Genomic DNA, 16,989 nt, shown 5'->3' on the forward strand with positions numbered 1-16,989 from the left:
CCAGTTCTTGTTCGCCTCATTCTTCTTTATCGCCTCAACAATATGTGATACATTTTAAATAATTAGAATTATTATATATGATATTACGCAACATGTCACGAATTTTTTCTTTATTAGTTAAACGCTTTTAAGTGATAAAGTATTTTTTTCTAATACTATCTTGTTTTACTTAAGCATATGATGGTTGCAATTATATTTAATTTTTTAAAAATTTACAAGCCAAAACTTTTTTATAGGTAAAGAAGGTGTATTTACTTGCATGAACAAAAGCTATTTGCTTTAGATATTGGGACACGCTCAGTAAATGGAATTATTTTAGAAGAAACACAAGGAAAATATCATGTCATTGATATTCTTGTTAAAGAGCATTCGGAACGCGCGATGCTTGATGGACAAATTCATGATGTATTAGCTGTTTCGAATATTATTTCCGACTTAATACAAGAACTCGAAAAAAGTCATGGTCCTTTGAAAAAGGTTTCTGTTGCGGCTGCTGGTCGAGCATTGAAAACAGAACGTGCCAAAGTAAGTATTGATATAAATGGAAAGCCATTAATTCAAAAGGAGGATATCCTGCATTTAGAATTAAGTGCTGTCCAAAAAGCCCAAGCAATAGTAGCCGAGAAATATCAAGCAGAAAAAAGTTATTACTACTATTGTGTAGGTTATTCTGTTCTTTATTACCGATTAGATGGAGAAGAAATTGGCAGTTTAATTGACCAACAAGGGGAAGAAGCATCAGTTGAAATAATCGCTACTTTTTTACCAAAGATTGTTGTTGAATCTCTACTTTCCGCTCTTCAGCGGGCAGGTCTTGAGATGGAAGCTTTAACCCTTGAACCGATCGCTGCAATCAATGTGTTAATCCCGCCTTCCATGCGCCGGTTAAATGTCGCATTAGTAGACATTGGTGCAGGAACTTCAGATATTGCGATTACAGACCTCGGAACTGTAATTGCATATGGCATGGTTCCTATCGCCGGGGATGAGATTACAGAAGCGATTAGCGATCAGCTCCTTTTAGACTTTCCATTAGCTGAAAAAGCAAAAAGAGAACTACATGAACATGAAACAATAAAAGTTACAGACATTCTAGGATTCGAAACCGAAATTACTAAGAAAGATTTGGTTCAAAATATTTCTCCTGCTCTGGATAAGCTCGCATCCTCTATATGTCATGAAATTTTATGCTTAAATAATCAGAAGGCGCCAAAAGCAGTCATGCTCATTGGCGGAGGGAGCCTAACACCGGATTTGCCAAAAAGAATTGCAGAAAGATTAAACTTGCCGGAAAACAGAGTAGCGATAAGAGGAATTGATGCTATTCATTCGCTAACCCTTTCTGAACATATTCATAAAGGGCCTGAACTTGTGACACCAATTGGGATTGCAGTAGCCGCTCATAAATCTCCCGTCCATTACAAAACAGTTTATGTCAATAATCTGCCTGTTCGGTTATTTGAAGTTAAGAAGCTGACCGTTGGTGACTGCCTGCTTGCTGCCGGGATTAAAATGAATAAATTATATGGCAAGCCTGGATTAGCAATGATCATAACTTTAAATGGACAAAATATTACAATTCCGGGCGGACATGGCGAAGCACCGCTTATCCTTTGCAATAATAGTCAATATTCCTTAGAAAGCGAAATTAGAAATGGAGATCAACTTACTGTTGAAAAGGGCGAAGATGGAGAAAAGACGGAACTAAAAATAAAAGAGCTTATTGATGAAATTCCAGAAAAAGAGATCCAAATTAATGACAGATTTTATAAAGTTTCTGCTTCCTTAACTTGTAATGGAATAGTCGCATCCCCTGAACAGTTTATAAAAGACCGCGATAAAATTGAATGTAAAATGCCTGAAACGATTGAGGAAATGCTTATTTCTCTTAACCTGCATGAACTCGTTACCGAAATCAGACCTTTCAGAGTAAATATAAATGGGAAAGAAACCTTTATCCCGCCACTTTCGGGGAAAATATATCGAAATGGAAAAGAAATTAAACATTTCCATAGTTTCGAGCATGGGGATCATATAGTAATTGAGAAAAAGGGGAAACTTACTGTAAGCGAATTGGCACGATTAAAACAAATTATCCTTTCGCAAACAATTCCTGTCACTTTTAATGATAAAAAAATGACTCTTAAAAAGCCTATTTCCGTTATGAAAAGAGAGGGAAGCACGTTATTAGAGGATGATATTATCCATAACAATGATTACTTATTAATAGAAAAAAGCAAAATAGAACCATTCATTTTCCAAGATTTATTTGGTCATGTCGATATTGACATTCCAGCACATTCAAATGGAAAATTTGAATTACAAATTAATGGAGAGCTAGCTACATTCTATAGTGTAATTGAGCCTGGGGATCACTTAAATATTATTTGGCCATCAATAACGAAAACAACAACTATTTGATCTTAAGCAAAAAACAACTGCACATCAATTGAGGGACACCACAATTGAACGTGCAGTTGTTTTTTATTTATTAATAGCTTTTGTCAATGAGTCATATGTAATATCCCAGTGGGAAGCATGCCATGCAAGCTCGCCGTTTTTAAATAGCAATGCCTGTGGAGATTCGTGCTTCACTTTAAATGTTTCAGCTATATAATTTGACAGAGGGCGGTCTTCCTGAACAATTAGATAATAAAGAGGCAGCTGCTCATGTTCATTTGCAAAGCTTTCATATTCCTCATAAGCCACTTGGCTAATCGGACATGTTGAACTATGCTTTAATACTAGTAATTGATCCGAACCTTGAAATGCTAGATTAAAGTCTTCCTTCCCATGAAATCTTTTCATGTTACTTCTCCTTTGCAAAATAACGATGAAGCTATTTTTCACCTCACCGTTATTCAAACAGTATTAGTAATTATATTTATACTCCGTTTCATCAAAAGCTCGTTTCGTATCTTCAAGCTTTTTCTGAATTTCGTCATTATTGACAGCTTTTTGGGCAGTGTTCGTTTCTTTAGATCCTTCATTTTGTCTCTCTAAAGGATTAATGCTTTTTACCTTATTCACTAATTCAATTGACTGTTTAGATACTGTTTGAGCAAGAACATTCGATTTTTCCTTCGCCGCTTCTGCAAGCTGTGTTCCCTTTGTCATCGCCGTATCTTTTAATTGTCCGGTTTTTTCCTTTAATACAATGGCCTGTTCGTTAATATTACTACGCAGCTCTTTTCCAGATTTAGGTGCTAGGAAAAGGGCTGCTGCAGCGCCAACCATTCCGCCTATAAGTGCGCCAATTAAGAAATCCTTCGTATTAATATTTTCCTCTTGATTTACTTTGCTTTGCTCGGACTGATTTCGTTCTTGACTACTCATACCATTATGCCTCCTTAATAATTTCTTTCCCTTATCCACCTTTTTTGGGGCTGTGGCTCATGTCTGTCCACTGTCGCTTCACGGGAGTTCGCTTGCTTTCGCATTTTCCACTTATCCCTTAATTCCATGAATACTTGGCTCCATTGAACAACTTGTGAAATCTTCTCTTCGTTTTCTTCAAGCTGATTATTAATAGAGCCTGTAATCTTTTGGATGGAACCGTTGAAGTTGCGTACAGAGTTCCCAACATCTTTAACTGCATCTACTACACTGTTAAGACTTGCCGATTTATGTTGAATATCTTCTGCTAATGCATTTGTTTTTTCAAGAAGTGCCGTTGTCTCCCTCGTTACCCCTTCAAGCTGCCCTTCTAAACCAATTAATGTCTTCGAAACACTCTCTAATGTACCCTGTAAAGATTTTAGTGTTTTTGATAAGTAAATAACTAGAATAAAAAAAGCAATAGCAATCACTGCTACACTTAAATATAAAATTAATTGCACAATACTTACCTCCAATTTTCCCAACCTATTTATTCTTTTCCCTAGTAGCTATGAACATAAACCACTTGTCATTAAAGAATTCTAGTTAATAGAATAAAGCTCCTGCTAGTATTTTCGTCAAATATATAATTCATGGTCATTTTAACACATTTACCCAGTGTAAAAGAATAATATTAAATAAAAAAAGAAAAAAGATGCAGCCTATACACTTATGCTACATCTTTTTTCTTTTATAATTGTCTTTCATAAGCTTCCTGGAATTTTTGAATATCGCCAGCTCCCATGAAAATAAGTACACTGTTCTCATGAGTTTTCAATATCGCCGTTCCTTCTTCAACTAATATTTCGGCGCCAGGAATTTTTCCCTGTAAATCCTCAATCGATAATTTACCATGATTTTCACGAGCAGAACCGAATATTTCACATAAATATACTTTGTCAGCTAAATTTAAGCTGTCGGCAAATTCATCGAGAAAGGCTTGCGTTCTTGTAAAGGTATGAGGCTGAAAAACACAAATAATATCGCGGTCAGGATATTTCTGCCGTGCCGCATCAACTGTTGCTTTAATTTCAGTTGGATGATGAGCATAATCATCAATGATCATTTGAGAACCGACTTTCTTTTCGGTAAATCTTCTTTTTACCCCATTAAAGGTTTTGAGGTAGTCTTGCACAATTTGCGGATCGATCTCTTCATAATGACAAAGAGCAATAACTGACAGCGAGTTTAAAATATTATGGTCTCCAAATGTTGGAATGGAAAAGCGTTCGAAAAACGTGTTTCTCACAAAAACATCAAAGCTTGTTCCTTCCGTTGTTTTCACAATATTACGCGCTTGGAAATCATTCTCTTCACCGAAGCCGTAAAATAGCACAGGTACCTTTGCTTGAATTCGCTGCAGCTGTTCGTCATCACCGCACGCGAAAATACCCTTATTCACTTGCCATGCCATTTCTTGGAATGCTGAAAACACATCCTCAATATTAGCAAAGTAATCAGGGTGATCGAAATCAATATTCGTCATAATAGCATAGTCTGGGAAATAGGAAAGGAAATGTCTCCTATATTCACAAGCTTCAAACACAAAATACTCTGCATTTTCATCCCCACTGCCAGTTCCATCTCCAATAAGGAATGAAGTTGGTTTCGCACCTTTCATGACATGTGCAAGCAAGCCCGTAGTCGAAGTTTTCCCATGTGCCCCTGTAACAGCCACACTAATAAAACTCTTCATAAAGTCACCAAGGAAACGGTGGTAACGAATAACAGGCAGTCCAAGATTCATTGCTTCTTCGATTTCTTCGTGCGTATCTGGAAATGCATTACCAGCAATGACAGTCATTCCAGGCTTTATATTTTCCTTTTGAAAGGGAAGGATCTTTATTCCAGATTGCTCAAGAGCGAGCTGTGTAAAAAAGCGCTTTTCATAGTCGGAGCCTTGAACCTCATAGTTCATCTCATGCAGAATTTGTGCTAAGGCACTCATTCCGGACCCCTTAATACCTACGAAATGGTAAATAGTCATATAAAGAACCTCCAACCATCGTATATCTGTAAAACAGTATATGACATTCATATAGTTTTGCGCATATCCTAATTTAGGACATGAAATAAGAGAAGCGCAAGGCGCCTTGTTTACAAAGGAACGCAGACTAAGAACGCCACGTCCTTATGTCTTCGTCTGCATGACCCGCTTCCTGCAGGCCTCAGGCATAAGACGAGCCGGCCGAAAGGTTGCTTTTTACCTTTTGGACGGATTGGCTTATGACCTCGAGCCAATGGCGCCTGGAGCTAGACAATCAATAATTAACTTTATCCTAATTCATATTCAAACATTATATCATTATTTTTTTTCAAAAACTATGTAATGAAATCCCAGTTCATACTTATCATTTCGAAGCTCCATGTTCCTACCTAGGACACGAGCTTTTATTGCTGTTAAAGAATTTTAACTTCGAATAATGTGAATTACTTTGTGAAAAATCCTGTCAACGTTCAGCTCCAGCGCCTAGCCCCTCGAGGTCATAAGTCAATCCGTCAAGAAGGTCAAAGAACAACCTTCTCGCCGGCTTGTCTTATGCTTGTCGGGGCTGATCAAGGCGCTTCCGCATTTGATTTTTATTCAACTAATTCAAGGCGCGGATTCGGACGATAGCGTCTTCCAGCCTTAGCAGCATGCTTTCCGTTAATTAATACATTATCACCTGTAAATCCGATATTAATCTTCAATAAACTGCTTCCGACTCCATACATATCAACGGGGACACCTTGCTTTTCGAACTCTAGAATGCGTGATTCGTTGAAGCCTCCGCTTACGACAATTTTCACATGCTGGAAACCTTCATCATCAAGTGCCTTCCGAAGGGCAAAAATCAATTCTCCATTAACTCCGCGCGGATCAAAAGTCCCTAATAAATGCTGATTTCTTAAAAAGTATTGATCAATCATTGTACGAGAAGTATCAATGCGGACTCCCTTAAGCTCATTCCCAAAAGCCCTGGCAACCTTTAATGAGTCTGTAATTGCGTCATTGTTATAATCAACGAGGGCGACAAGCTCATCCTCAGGGAAGGTTTCCTGGTACGCCTTTGTGGCTTCTACAAGGTCCCCATTAAACATCTGGATAAGTGCATGAGGCATCGTTCCCATCCCCTTTTTCCCCCACCATTCGTTCATGGCATGGGTTGCTTGGGCAGTTGCTCCGCCAATGTAAGCAGCATAACCGTCCCCTGCTTGGGTTGTATAGTGGTCATCGCGATCTCCCATGAAGATAACTGGTTTTTGCGTTCCTGAAACACTTGCTGCCTTTACAACATTATAAACATTTGTAGCGACTGATGTCCGTCTAGAGAGGATGCCATCAATCACCCCTTCTAAATTGCCGAAGCTTTCGTATTTCCCGGTAATCGTTAAGACTGTTTCAAATGGCGCGATTTTGTCGCCATCCTTTAATGAATATATTTCAAGTTCCTCTGGATTATTTGCAAATGTTTTAAGAAGGGCAATCGCTTCATCTGTCCCACATAAAACAGCATGATTTCTTTGGAAGAATTGCATTGTCACAACAATATCTTTATGGTATTTACTCACAATATCTTTAGTTTTTAAAAAGTAAACCGCGGAAAACCAGCCATCTCTTATTCGCTCATCAAATTTAAAAGTCTTGTTTGTTAACCGCTTTATTTCCCCTTTTAGTTTCAGTTCAATTTCCTTCATCCTTAAGCTCCTCACATACTGTTCATCGATCCAAAGCTGTAAATATTTATCGCAGATTAACGGGCTGTAAGACTCCCACTTAGAAGTTTAAAAACAAAAACTTCTAAGCGGGAGATCCAACAGCCCGTAAAGGCCCGATAAGTTCAACTAACATTCAGTGGGGGATGAAGCTCCCCACTGAATGAATTTTCACTAATATTTTTTAACATGCAAATACAGAATACCATGGATTAATTTATTGTACTAGTGTCTAAAAGTGATTCGAGCTCTGAAGCTGTAATTAAAACCTCTCTCGGCTTGCTCCCGCGTGTTTCTGAAATGAACCCTTGCTTTTCCATCATATCAATTAAGCGTGCTGCTCGGTTATAGCCAATTTTAAATCTTCTCTGCAGGCTTGAGGTGGATGCAGCTCCCTGATCGATTACAAATTCACATGCTTCATAGAAAAGTTCATCCTCTTCTTCCGTGACCTGTGCTTTTTTTAACAATTCTTCTTGCTCAAATAAATATTCAGGGTCACGTTCCCTTCTCACATGTGCCACTACGTCATCTATTTCCTGATCTGCGACATAAGTTCCTTGAAGACGGACAGGTTTAGATGAACCATTTTCTAAAAACAGCATATCCCCCCGACCAAGTAGCTTCTCAGCACCGCTTATATCAATAATGGTCCGTGAATCAATTTGCGAAGAAACGGAAAAAGCAATTCTTGTTGGGACATTTGCCTTTATTAAACCTGTGATAACATCTACAGACGGTCTTTGCGTTGCAATAATTAAATGAATTCCACATGCCCTCGCCTTTTGAGCGATCCGGCATATTGCTTCTTCTACATCGGCAGGAGACATCATCATCAAATCAGCAAGCTCATCGATAATGATGACCATATAAGGAAGCTTTTCCGCGTAGCGCTTATGCTCGTCAGCAAGCTCATTAAAACGGCCAATATCCCTTACTCCAGTGTGTGCAAATAATTCATAACGACGCTCCATTTCATCCACAGCCCATTTTAATGCCGCTGTTGCTGCCTTTACATCTGTAATAACTGGGCTAACAAGATGCGGGATGCGATTATACGGAGCAAGCTCGACCATTTTTGGATCAATTAATAGGAGCTTCAGCTCGTCGGGAGTTGCCTTATATAAGAGACTGACAAGGATCGTATTAATGCAGACACTTTTCCCTGACCCAGTTGCTCCCGCAATTAAGCCATGCGGCATTTTCCGTAAATCCGTCACGATCGGATTGCCAGCAATGTCGAGACCTAGGACAGCCGTTAATGGAGAGCTGCTATTGCTAAACTCTGGACTGTTAATGATTTCACTAATAAAGACCGGTCTGCTCGTCTTATTCGGTACCTCAATCCCAATCGTATGCTTGCCTGGAATTGGTGCTTCCATGCGAATATCTCTGGCAGCAAGGCTCAATTTAATATCATCGGATAAATTCGTAATCTTATTAACCTTTACACCTGGTTCTGGCTGCACTTCAAATCTTGTAACAGATGGGCCTTGCGTCACATTCACAACGCTCGCACGCACATTGAAGTTTATTAAAGTAGAATTTAATAATTCCTTTTGCTCATTAAACCAATCTGATGATTCCTCTTGATGGACTGAAGGAGAAAGCAGACTTTTAGCAGGGAACTGATAATATGGAAGCTCCTCTTCTAAAGCCGGTGCTACTTCTTCAACAGCGATTATCGTTTCCTTTTCTACGAACGGAACAACTTTATTTACTCTTGGTGTTGGAAGCGGGCTTATTTTTTCAACTATTTTTTGTTTATCGTTTTTCAGCATAATCACATTAAATGGAATATGTTTTCTAGCAGGAAGTGCGCTTTCCTGTTTCGCTGCTTCTTGATTGACTGTAATTGGAAGTTCTTTAGCACTGCCTTCATTTGTATTAGATGTTTGTTCAGGAAAATCAGGCGTTTTATTCGGTTGATCAAGAATGTCGTGATTTAAAATTGTTTCGTTACTATCGTTTAAATGAATTTCTTCGACTTCTTGCTTCGGTTCTGTATGTTCATTTAGCTCTGAGACCTTATTTTCAACTAGCTCCGCTTCCTTTTGCTCAATTAGCTCTAGGTCTTCTACCTCAGCTAAAATAGATTCCTCATGCCCATCTTTATTTTCTTCTTTTAGGTAATCCTCTTTAAGAGGCTCATCATTATATACTTCTATACTTTGATTCAGTTCTTCGAGTTGTTCTTCTGCTTCTTCAGTATTATTATCTGGAGTCTGATCGGTGATTTTCTCAAGATGAGAGTGAGGTGTTAACACTTCTGCTTCATCCGGCTGCTCAACAATGAGCATGTTTGCTTCTTCTTCCAGAATATTTTTGTTATCAATTAATGTTTCATCAAACCAACTCGGGTAATCAGTTGGTCTCTTCTCAATAGCGACATGTATATCCGTCTTGTCTTCATCAAGATGATCGGGAAGCTCAAACTCAACTGGGACTTGCTCAACAGGCGTATGTGTCTCCACTGTTTTTGGCCGTTGTTCAAATCCAAAAATTGGGGACGGAATTTCTGATGGCCGAAAAGGTCCCTTTCTTTGTGGAATATCCCTTTCTGTTGTAAACGTTTTTGCTTCTGCTTGAACTTTTTTTTCTGTAAAGGAAGTGTGCTGTCTTTCTTTTCGACTTTCACGGGAACGAGGGATTTCAGCGCTCTCAGCGCTCTCTTCCTGTTTCATTCTACGCTCCCGCGGCTTCCGTACATGATGTTCATCAGGAATTAGCGGAAAGCGGAACTCTCCCTTCGGATATTGATAAACAATTTTTGCATTAATATCCTTGGAGGTTTCTTGTTGTTGAATTCTTGTTGATCGCTCTATTTCATTATGATTTATATATTCTTCGTTGCTTTCATATTGTTCTTCATCATTCTTAAACATTTGAAATAGTTTTTTAATCCAACTCAATGTATACCAACTCTTTCTTTAATTCTATCCCTTCCATTTTAACAGTATTTCGCGAATTTTGGAGGAAAAATAAGAGAATGAGTCTATTGGAATAAATTTTCGAATGCAAAAAGGACCACTTAAAGTGATCCTTGACTTAAAGTTACTATATTATTTCTTTTTAGTCTGTCCCATGATGAATATAGGATCGAGCTCTCCATTTTCATAGAGAAATGATAGGGCTGTGATTGGGACTCTTCCGCTCGCAAAAAAGCTCATCGTCATTTCAGAGAGAATGTCATACCCAATATCATTCATAATATCAGCGATAATTAATACATCTTGGTGAGGAACAGCCACTGCCATTGTTCCTTTCATTTGCTTTTCCATATCTTTCAAAAAGGCATCGTTCAAAATTCTACTCGCATCATAGCCGTCATTTTTATTTAAAAAATAAAAAGTGTTTCCTGCTACTACATCTGTTTTCATACCCGTTGAAAGCGAACGTGCATTAAATAACGCAATTTCTTTTATTCTATCAGGGGCCCAGCCTTCTTTTTGGATAAGCTTCTCATCAATTAAACGATAAGTTGTTCCAAGATCAAGTGCATAGTAAACTCTTGTCTCAGCTGTATGATCCTCTGTTAAAAATGGCACATCTTCCTCCGATTCTGTCGGAAATGATGTGGAACGAATAACAGGAAAGATGTTTTTTTCATACCCTTCTAGCTCAAGAGGTGCACCTTCCATTGCCTGCAAGCCTTCCTCAACGTAATAGACAACTTCATCAATGGCTTTTTCTTTTTGAACTTCCCATTTCGCAATAATTCCGGGCAGTGAAATCGTAATTCCTTTACCAGTTTGTATATTTTCAATGCGAAGCTCGTCTTTTTTTCGATCAAATGAAAAAGTCCGCTTCGCGTTCGTTAAGCGCTTCTCCAATTCCTTTTTCATTTTCAAACTATCCATTTTCATTTTTATTCCTCTAATTTCTCAATAAAATTCTCGATTTCTTCCTGAGTTTTTCGATCCTTGCTTACAAATCGCCCTAACTCCTTGCCATCCTTATAAGCAATAAAGCTCGGGATGCCGAAAATATCAAGCTGAATACATAAGTCAATAAATTCATCACGGTCAACGTAGATAAATGTATAATCCTGATATTTTGCTTCGATTTCAGGTAAGATTGGATCAATAACACGGCAATCCGGGCACCAATCAGCAGAAAACATAAAGATATGGTTGCCTTGATCCCTTAGCTGTTCAAACTGTTCCATCGATTCAAGCTTTTTCATCGATTCAAGCTTTTTCATTTCCTTCGCCTCCAAGGTGAGTTTTTCATATCGTTTAAGCTAATCTAGTTTTTCTCATATAATCAGATAATATCAAACTTCAGAGGTCTAAACCAATAATATGCAAAACTTCATTAACAAAAAAGCTAAGCCGTTCGCCTTGAAAACTCTCTTCGGCGCGTGCTTAGCTTTTTCATTGTCTAGCTCCAACGCAACGGCTAGCCGTTGGAGCTTATTTATTTCATCTTAACGGATTGAATAATTTCTGCCATTTTTTCCGCATCAGCGGCTAAACTCTTTGTTTTTACTTGGCCAGTGATTTTAACCCCGCCAATACCGACAGTCAATTCATTCAAATTATTATCTATGTGATTAATTAATAGATAACTAAAATCGCCGTCTTTTGTCGTATTAGTTTCTTTGAATTCATAGTCATTTTGCTTTAATGTCGCTTCATAGATAACTTTACTTTCGGGTCCTTCATTCGGGTTGTAAAAAAGAATATATGTCTTGGAACCATTTTTGATTAAAATATTATTAGGTGTATCTTCCTTTACTTCAAATCCAAAAGGAAGATAAAATGCAATATCTTCATTTTCATGGTTGGACTCTTTCGGATCGGTTTGGAATACTTCACCGATAGCATCCTTTGCAGCTGTTTGCTCTTCTTTCAATGACGCAGAACAAGCACTTAATAATAAAACAACAATCAACAAGAGCAAGGCAGCTATTGAGCGGTTTCCCATACTTTCTTCCTCCCTGCATGAAAAGCGCAAGCGGATTGGTCAGCCCCGACAAGCATAAGACAAGGCTCACTGAAAGGTGTACTTTACCTTTCTGGGAGATTTGGCTTATGACCTCGAGGGGCTAGCCGCTGGAGCTAGACATCTCGTAAAACTATCAGCCATTTCTATCATACATTTTTAAACAAATATTTGGCAACCCTAAAAACTTGAAATAAAACATACTTTAAAAAAGTGCTTATTCGGGAAACTTATTTCGTTAAATGGTAAAATAAATCCATCATGTCATTAGGAGGATTGCAAATGGAATTAACAGTCTATTTAGCAGGAGAAATTCACTCAAACTGGCGAGAAGAGCTTAAAGAAAAAGCAAAATCTCTTAAGCTTCCTCTTCATTTCGTTGGACCGATGGAAAATCATGATCGGTCTGATTTTATCGGGGAAGAAATACTTGGAGAGCAGCCAAACGCCATTTTTCGCGATGAAGCCGCTTCTAGAATAAATAATTTTAGAACTCAGATCTTAATGCAAAAATCTGATATTGTTATTGCCTTATTTGGAGAAAAATATAAACAGTGGAATACAGCGATGGATGCAAGTGCAGCCATTACCCTTGGCAAGCCTTTAATTATCATCCGCCCAGAAAACCTTCACCATCCATTAAAAGAGCTTTCCAATAAAGCAACAGTAACAGTCGAAACGGTTAACCAGGCACTTAAAGTATTAGCTTATATTTTCGACGAAAAATAGGCTATTTAAAAAGGGAGATAGGCCGCTATCTCCTTTACCTTTTCCTATATTCATACTGCCCGGTAAGAAGCTTCACTACATGTGTAAACATTTCTGAACGGCTGATTTGACCGTTTGTAAAAATTCCTACAGCTCCTTCTTTTTTGCGGACATCCTCTTTTTCAGTAAACTTCTCCATAACGGGGCCAAGTTCTTCTCCAGAAAGCAGTCTGCCTGCAATTTCTTTCGGAAGCGGGATTCTAGCTCCGCCGGCAATGATCGGGGGCTTCCCTTTTTCCGCCAGCGCTCCCCAGTTACAAAGAAACAATCCATGCGTTGTCTCCTGCACACCACCCTCAAGCCCGATGCCGATATCCCCATCTCCGACTTCTAAGGCACTATATGCTCTATTGATTGCCCCTTTAATCGTCTCTTCATCCGAAAAAGGCTGATTACTCACACCAGACGGAACATTTACCGAAATAAACTCTATTTGATCATTGTTAAATACAGATTGAACAGCTAGTACTTTTGCCGGATTTTTTGAGCCTATAATAATTTTCATGATGATTGCTCCTTTTTAGGATAGAAAAAAGGCAACAACAAGGCTGCCTCTTTACATATGTCTAGCTCCAGCGCCTACCCCCTCGAGGTCATAAACCATCCCGTCAAGAAGGTAAAAGCCAACCTTCTCGCCGGTCTGTCTTATGCTTGTCGGACTTGCACAGGATGTGCTGACGTCGATGTTCGCCACAGGACGTGGCGGTTTTTAATCGACGTTCCTTTTGCAAGGCGCTTCCGCTTTTCGTATCTTTAACTGTTTTGACGAATAGATTCAACCGTTGTACGGTCGCAAGATTTAACAAGCTTCACGAGTAATTCCTTTGCTGCCGCATAATCATCCACATGAATAATGGAAGCATGTGTATGAATATAACGGGAGCAAATTCCGATTACCGCACTAGGCACCCCTTCGTTGGACAGATGCACACTTCCCGCATCGGTTCCTCCCTGGGAAATAAAATATTGATATGGAATTTGATTCGATTCAGCTGTATCAAGGATATATTCTCTCATTCCACGATGAGTAACCATTGAACGGTCATAAATGCGCAAAAGTGTTCCTTTTCCTAACTGACCAAACTCATTTTTATTTCCTGACATATCATTGGCAGGGCTTGCATCGAGCGCAAAGAAAATGTCAGGGTTAATCATATTCGCTGCCGTTCTTGCTCCACGAAGACCAACTTCCTCTTGGACTGTCGCACCTGAATAGAGAATATTAGGCAGTTTTTCATCCTTCACTTCTTCTAATAGCTCAATAGCTAAGCCGCAGCCATAGCGATTATCCCATGCTTTTGCAAGGATTTTCTTTTCATTAGCCATCGGTGTAAATGGACAGATTGGCACAATTTGCTGACCTGGTTTGATGCCAATTTTTTTCGCATCTTCCCGATCATCCGCACCAATATCAATTAACATATTCGTAATCTCCATCGGCTTGCTGCGTTTGGCTTCATCTAATAGATGCGGAGGAATTGAGCCAATCACTCCAATAACAGGTCCGTTATCAGTCATTATTTGTACTCTTTGCGCTAAAAGCACTTGACTCCACCAGCCGCCTAATGTTTGAAAGCGCAGCATCCCATTATCAGTAATGGACGTAACCATAAAGCCAACTTCATCCATATGCCCTGCGACCATTACAGTCGGTCCATTCTCGCTCCCTCTTTTTACTCCAAAAATACTTCCTAGTTTATCTTGAACCACTTCATCTGCATATTTTCCAAGCTGTTCACGCATAAACTTACGAACTAAATGTTCATTTCCCGGTGCGCCAGGTAACTCTGTTAAGGTTTTAAAAAGCTGTAACGTTTTTTCGTTCATGAGTTTGCTCCTTATTTGTTTTCAAAATATTATATGTACTCTTTAATTATTTTACAGAACTTTTCATTTGCTTGCCACTAATTCAGTTTTGGTCCAAGCCTATTATTTGATAAGATAGTACAGAAGAGCATTTTTTATTTGGGGGAGTTCAAATGAACTGGAAATCATTTATTTTAGGGGTTGGTGTTGGCTTAGCTGGAGGATATGCGGCAAGAGAGCTGCTTGCACAAAAAACAACGGTTTCACCTGAAAAAGCATTAGCCAATGCTAAACATGCTTTTAAAAAATCAGGCCCGATTAGCGGATCATGGATCCATATGCAAACAGAGCCGTACCAAAAGAATCAGCTTAAATATGATGTATATCGCGGCGGGATTTCAAGATTTACGGGCGATGATATGGAGCAATATGAATTTATTGCTGACGCGAAAACGGGAGCAATTCTCGATGCTTTTAGGCTTGCTTAAATTCATTCCTCTAAGAAAAGCGCAAGCGCCTTGGTCACCCCCAACAAGCACAAGATGAGCCTCACGGAAAGGTGAACTTTACCTTTCTGGGAGGATCGGGTTGTGACCTCGAGGTCGACAAGCCCGCGACGTCCTGTCGCATTGTCGACACTAGTACGTCCTGTACGTCGGGGGGAGGCGCTGGAGCTAGACAGATCTCAAACTACACTTATTGTAATTGAAAACTACAGGTAGTTTGAGGAGGATTTTTCCTTATCGAATCCGCTTTATTTTTTCAGTTAACTGACCTTCCTTGTCCCATTTAACAGCACGGTAAAAAGCATCATGATAAAAAGTGAACCAGGCATTATTTTCTAAACCGTAATGAATCCACTTTTCTTTTGCCCAGATGGAGTCCATCGGATAATCATCATATGCCAGCACCCATAAGACGTTTTGATGTGCATGCGTCGGCATAATATCGCCCATATGAATTAGGATGTCATCTTCATCTTCTATAATTATTATGGAATGCCCGTCACTATGTCCGCCTGTATGGACCATTTTAATTGAACCTAATGACCATTCCTCTTCAAAAGCAGTTACTTGCTCCTGAATCGATTCCCAATTTTCCTTCCAATATGTATTGCGGGACCGGATATTGGGACTTCTCATTTCATCCCATTCTATTTGTGAAACGATGATTTGCGCATTTGGAAAGACAGAATGATATGTTTCACCCTCAAGTCTTGTTAATCCGCATGCATGATCGAAATGCAAATGCGTCATTAAAATATAATCGATATCTGAAGATGTTAAGGAAAGCTCAGCTAAATCCTTCTCTACTTGCGATTCTTCAATTGCTCCAAAATTACGCTTCTGTTTTTCAGTTAATTTGCCTATTCCTAAGCCAGATTCTACTAAAATATTTTTTCCGTAAGCTTGTATTAAAATCGGGTCTGTACGAAGCTCAATTTGATTGTTGTCATTGCAAGGATATTTTTTCGACCATAAAGGCTTTGGCACAACCCCAAACATGGCACCTCCATCAAGAAAATTAACGCCGCCACGCAGCCAAGTAAGCTTTGTATTTTGTAATTGCAATATCTCCATCCTATTCCCTCCTGTTTTCCTCTCATTTTACCATTAGTTTTTCACTTGCAGAAATCTTTTGAATTATCACAGTATAAATATGCTGTTGCTGAAGGAGTAATCAAAAAAGCCTACCACAATGGGTAAGCTTAAAAAGTTATTTAAATTGAACCTCACAACGATAAATGCGGTTACCTTTACTTGAAAATTTCTCTTCATATTCAGTCATAATATTTCCTTCAAACTGACTGTTATGAAGATCCAGGCTAACATCCTTCAAAAGTAGACCGTATTCAGAGAAGCTCATTAATGAGAATTCAAATAATCCTTGATTATCAGTTTTAAAATGAATTTCACCATGATCTACAAGGATATCCTCATAAATGTTCAAGAAGGTTTTATAAGTTAATCTTCTTTTTGCATGACGTGTTTTCGGCCACGGATCGGAAAAATTCAAATATACTCTGTCAACTTCGAAATTTGCAAAGAATTCCCGCAGATCTTCTGCATTGACGTTAATGAGTTTCACATTTGATAATTCTTCCTCAATAATTTTATCGAGTGCCGTCACAATAATACTATCTTGCAATTCAATTCCAATATAATTGATATTTGGGTTTGCTTTTGCCATTCCTGTAATAAAACGGCCTTTTCCCGTCCCGATTTCTATGTGAAGAGGCTGGTTTTTCTCAAATACCTCTTGCCATTTTCCTTTATGCTGTTCAGGGGCAGAAATTACATATTGTGGATACTGATCAAGTTTTTCCTTTGCCCATGGTTTATTTCTTTGTCTCATCTAGACAACTCCTATTAAATAATATCGTTCACACCATAA

General features: G+C 38.7%; 16 protein-coding genes. 3 read left to right on the forward strand and 13 right to left on the reverse strand.

Features of this window, described 5'->3' with window-relative positions; translation table 11 throughout:
• Positions 1 to 255: 255 nt before the first annotated feature.
• On the forward strand, positions 256 to 2,421 hold the full coding sequence (locus F7731_RS04750; protein WP_151533607.1) for a cell division protein FtsA: 2,166 nt from the start codon (positions 256 to 258) through the stop codon (positions 2,419 to 2,421).
• Between the two features lie 63 nt (positions 2,422 to 2,484).
• Here F7731_RS04750 and ytxJ read toward each other — a convergent pair whose 3' ends face one another.
• The 9 genes from ytxJ to F7731_RS04795 all read right to left on the reverse strand — a co-directional run bounded on the left by ytxJ (position 2,485) and on the right by F7731_RS04795 (position 12,003).
• On the reverse strand, positions 2,485 to 2,808 hold the full coding sequence (gene ytxJ, locus F7731_RS04755) for a bacillithiol system redox-active protein YtxJ (protein WP_151533608.1): 324 nt from the start codon (positions 2,806 to 2,808) through the stop codon (positions 2,485 to 2,487).
• 63 nt (positions 2,809 to 2,871) lie between these two features.
• Entirely contained in the window at positions 2,872 to 3,336 is a 465-nt protein-coding gene (locus F7731_RS04760; protein WP_151533609.1) for a YtxH domain-containing protein, read from the reverse strand.
• Between the two features lie 14 nt (positions 3,337 to 3,350).
• Positions 3,351 to 3,839, reverse strand: a complete 489-nt coding sequence (locus F7731_RS04765) for a DUF948 domain-containing protein (RefSeq protein ID WP_151533610.1) — start codon at positions 3,837 to 3,839, stop codon at positions 3,351 to 3,353.
• A gap of 230 nt (positions 3,840 to 4,069) precedes the next feature.
• Positions 4,070 to 5,365, reverse strand: coding sequence for a UDP-N-acetylmuramate--L-alanine ligase (murC, locus tag F7731_RS04770; protein WP_151533611.1), 1,296 nt, complete (start codon positions 5,363 to 5,365; stop codon positions 4,070 to 4,072).
• Between the two features lie 593 nt (positions 5,366 to 5,958).
• Positions 5,959 to 7,056 carry a nicotinate phosphoribosyltransferase gene (locus F7731_RS04775; protein WP_151533612.1) on the reverse strand — a complete coding sequence of 366 codons (1,098 nt, stop codon included), beginning with the start codon at positions 7,054 to 7,056 and terminating at the stop codon, positions 5,959 to 5,961.
• Between the two features lie 230 nt (positions 7,057 to 7,286).
• Positions 7,287 to 9,986 (reverse strand): DNA translocase FtsK, encoded by a 2,700-nt coding sequence (locus F7731_RS04780; RefSeq protein WP_151533613.1) that lies wholly within the window; start codon positions 9,984 to 9,986, stop codon positions 7,287 to 7,289.
• Positions 9,987 to 10,136: 150 nt separating this feature from the next.
• Positions 10,137 to 10,940, reverse strand: coding sequence for a DUF1444 domain-containing protein (locus F7731_RS04785; protein WP_151533614.1), 804 nt, complete (start codon positions 10,938 to 10,940; stop codon positions 10,137 to 10,139).
• Positions 10,941 to 10,942: 2 nt separating this feature from the next.
• Positions 10,943 to 11,278 carry a thioredoxin family protein gene (locus F7731_RS04790; RefSeq protein WP_170289636.1) on the reverse strand — a complete coding sequence of 112 codons (336 nt, stop codon included), beginning with the start codon at positions 11,276 to 11,278 and terminating at the stop codon, positions 10,943 to 10,945.
• 215 nt (positions 11,279 to 11,493) lie between these two features.
• Positions 11,494 to 12,003: a hypothetical protein gene (locus F7731_RS04795; RefSeq protein ID WP_151533615.1), complete on the reverse strand. Its 510-nt coding sequence runs from the start codon at positions 12,001 to 12,003 to the stop codon at positions 11,494 to 11,496.
• A gap of 300 nt (positions 12,004 to 12,303) precedes the next feature.
• Between F7731_RS04795 and F7731_RS04800 the strand changes: the two genes are divergently transcribed.
• Positions 12,304 to 12,750, forward strand: a complete 447-nt coding sequence (locus F7731_RS04800) for a YtoQ family protein (RefSeq protein WP_151533616.1) — start codon at positions 12,304 to 12,306, stop codon at positions 12,748 to 12,750.
• A gap of 34 nt (positions 12,751 to 12,784) precedes the next feature.
• On the opposite strand, the gene F7731_RS04805 is transcribed toward F7731_RS04800, so the two are convergent.
• Positions 12,785 to 13,294 carry a DUF84 family protein gene (locus F7731_RS04805; RefSeq protein WP_151533617.1) on the reverse strand — a complete coding sequence of 170 codons (510 nt, stop codon included), beginning with the start codon at positions 13,292 to 13,294 and terminating at the stop codon, positions 12,785 to 12,787.
• A gap of 248 nt (positions 13,295 to 13,542) precedes the next feature.
• The gene (locus F7731_RS04810) at positions 13,543 to 14,616 is read right to left on the reverse strand and encodes a M42 family metallopeptidase (protein WP_151533618.1); all 1,074 of its coding nucleotides are present in this window, start codon (positions 14,614 to 14,616) and stop codon (positions 13,543 to 13,545) included.
• A 152-nt stretch (positions 14,617 to 14,768) separates the two neighbouring features.
• On the opposite strand from F7731_RS04810, the gene F7731_RS04815 reads away from it, so the two are divergent.
• Positions 14,769 to 15,083 carry a PepSY domain-containing protein gene (locus F7731_RS04815; RefSeq protein ID WP_151533619.1) on the forward strand — a complete coding sequence of 105 codons (315 nt, stop codon included), beginning with the start codon at positions 14,769 to 14,771 and terminating at the stop codon, positions 15,081 to 15,083.
• Positions 15,084 to 15,335: 252 nt separating this feature from the next.
• Here F7731_RS04815 and F7731_RS04820 read toward each other — a convergent pair whose 3' ends face one another.
• Together F7731_RS04820 and trmB are read right to left on the reverse strand one after the other, a co-directional pair.
• Positions 15,336 to 16,175, reverse strand: coding sequence for a YtnP family quorum-quenching lactonase (locus F7731_RS04820; RefSeq protein ID WP_151533620.1), 840 nt, complete (start codon positions 16,173 to 16,175; stop codon positions 15,336 to 15,338).
• Between the two features lie 136 nt (positions 16,176 to 16,311).
• Positions 16,312 to 16,950 (reverse strand): tRNA (guanosine(46)-N7)-methyltransferase TrmB, encoded by a 639-nt coding sequence (gene trmB, locus F7731_RS04825; RefSeq protein ID WP_151533621.1) that lies wholly within the window; start codon positions 16,948 to 16,950, stop codon positions 16,312 to 16,314.
• Positions 16,951 to 16,989: the final 39 nt, after the last annotated feature.

The sequence above is a fragment of the Cytobacillus depressus genome, from assembly GCF_008923245.1.
Classification (GTDB): Bacteria; Bacillota; Bacilli; order Bacillales; family Cytobacillaceae; genus Cytobacillus; species Cytobacillus depressus.

Coding starts and splice junctions, on each gene's coding strand:
- murC (WP_151533611.1), bottom strand. CDS start 5,365: ATGACTATTTACCATTTCGTAGGTATTAAGGGGTCCGGAATGAGTGCC.
- F7731_RS04790 (WP_170289636.1), bottom strand. CDS start 11,278: ATGAAAAAGCTTGAATCGATGAAAAAGCTTGAATCGATGGAACAGTTT.
- trmB (WP_151533621.1), bottom strand. CDS start 16,950: ATGAGACAAAGAAATAAACCATGGGCAAAGGAAAAACTTGATCAGTAT.
- F7731_RS04795 (WP_151533615.1), bottom strand. CDS start 12,003: ATGGGAAACCGCTCAATAGCTGCCTTGCTCTTGTTGATTGTTGTTTTA.
- F7731_RS04775 (WP_151533612.1), bottom strand. CDS start 7,056: ATGAAGGAAATTGAACTGAAACTAAAAGGGGAAATAAAGCGGTTAACA.
- F7731_RS04815 (WP_151533619.1), top strand. CDS start 14,769: ATGAACTGGAAATCATTTATTTTAGGGGTTGGTGTTGGCTTAGCTGGA.
- F7731_RS04820 (WP_151533620.1), bottom strand. CDS start 16,175: ATGGAGATATTGCAATTACAAAATACAAAGCTTACTTGGCTGCGTGGC.
- F7731_RS04760 (WP_151533609.1), bottom strand. CDS start 3,336: ATGAGTAGTCAAGAACGAAATCAGTCCGAGCAAAGCAAAGTAAATCAA.
- F7731_RS04800 (WP_151533616.1), top strand. CDS start 12,304: ATGGAATTAACAGTCTATTTAGCAGGAGAAATTCACTCAAACTGGCGA.
- ytxJ (WP_151533608.1), bottom strand. CDS start 2,808: ATGAAAAGATTTCATGGGAAGGAAGACTTTAATCTAGCATTTCAAGGT.
- F7731_RS04805 (WP_151533617.1), bottom strand. CDS start 13,294: ATGAAAATTATTATAGGCTCAAAAAATCCGGCAAAAGTACTAGCTGTT.
- F7731_RS04785 (WP_151533614.1), bottom strand. CDS start 10,940: ATGAAAATGGATAGTTTGAAAATGAAAAAGGAATTGGAGAAGCGCTTA.
- F7731_RS04810 (WP_151533618.1), bottom strand. CDS start 14,616: ATGAACGAAAAAACGTTACAGCTTTTTAAAACCTTAACAGAGTTACCT.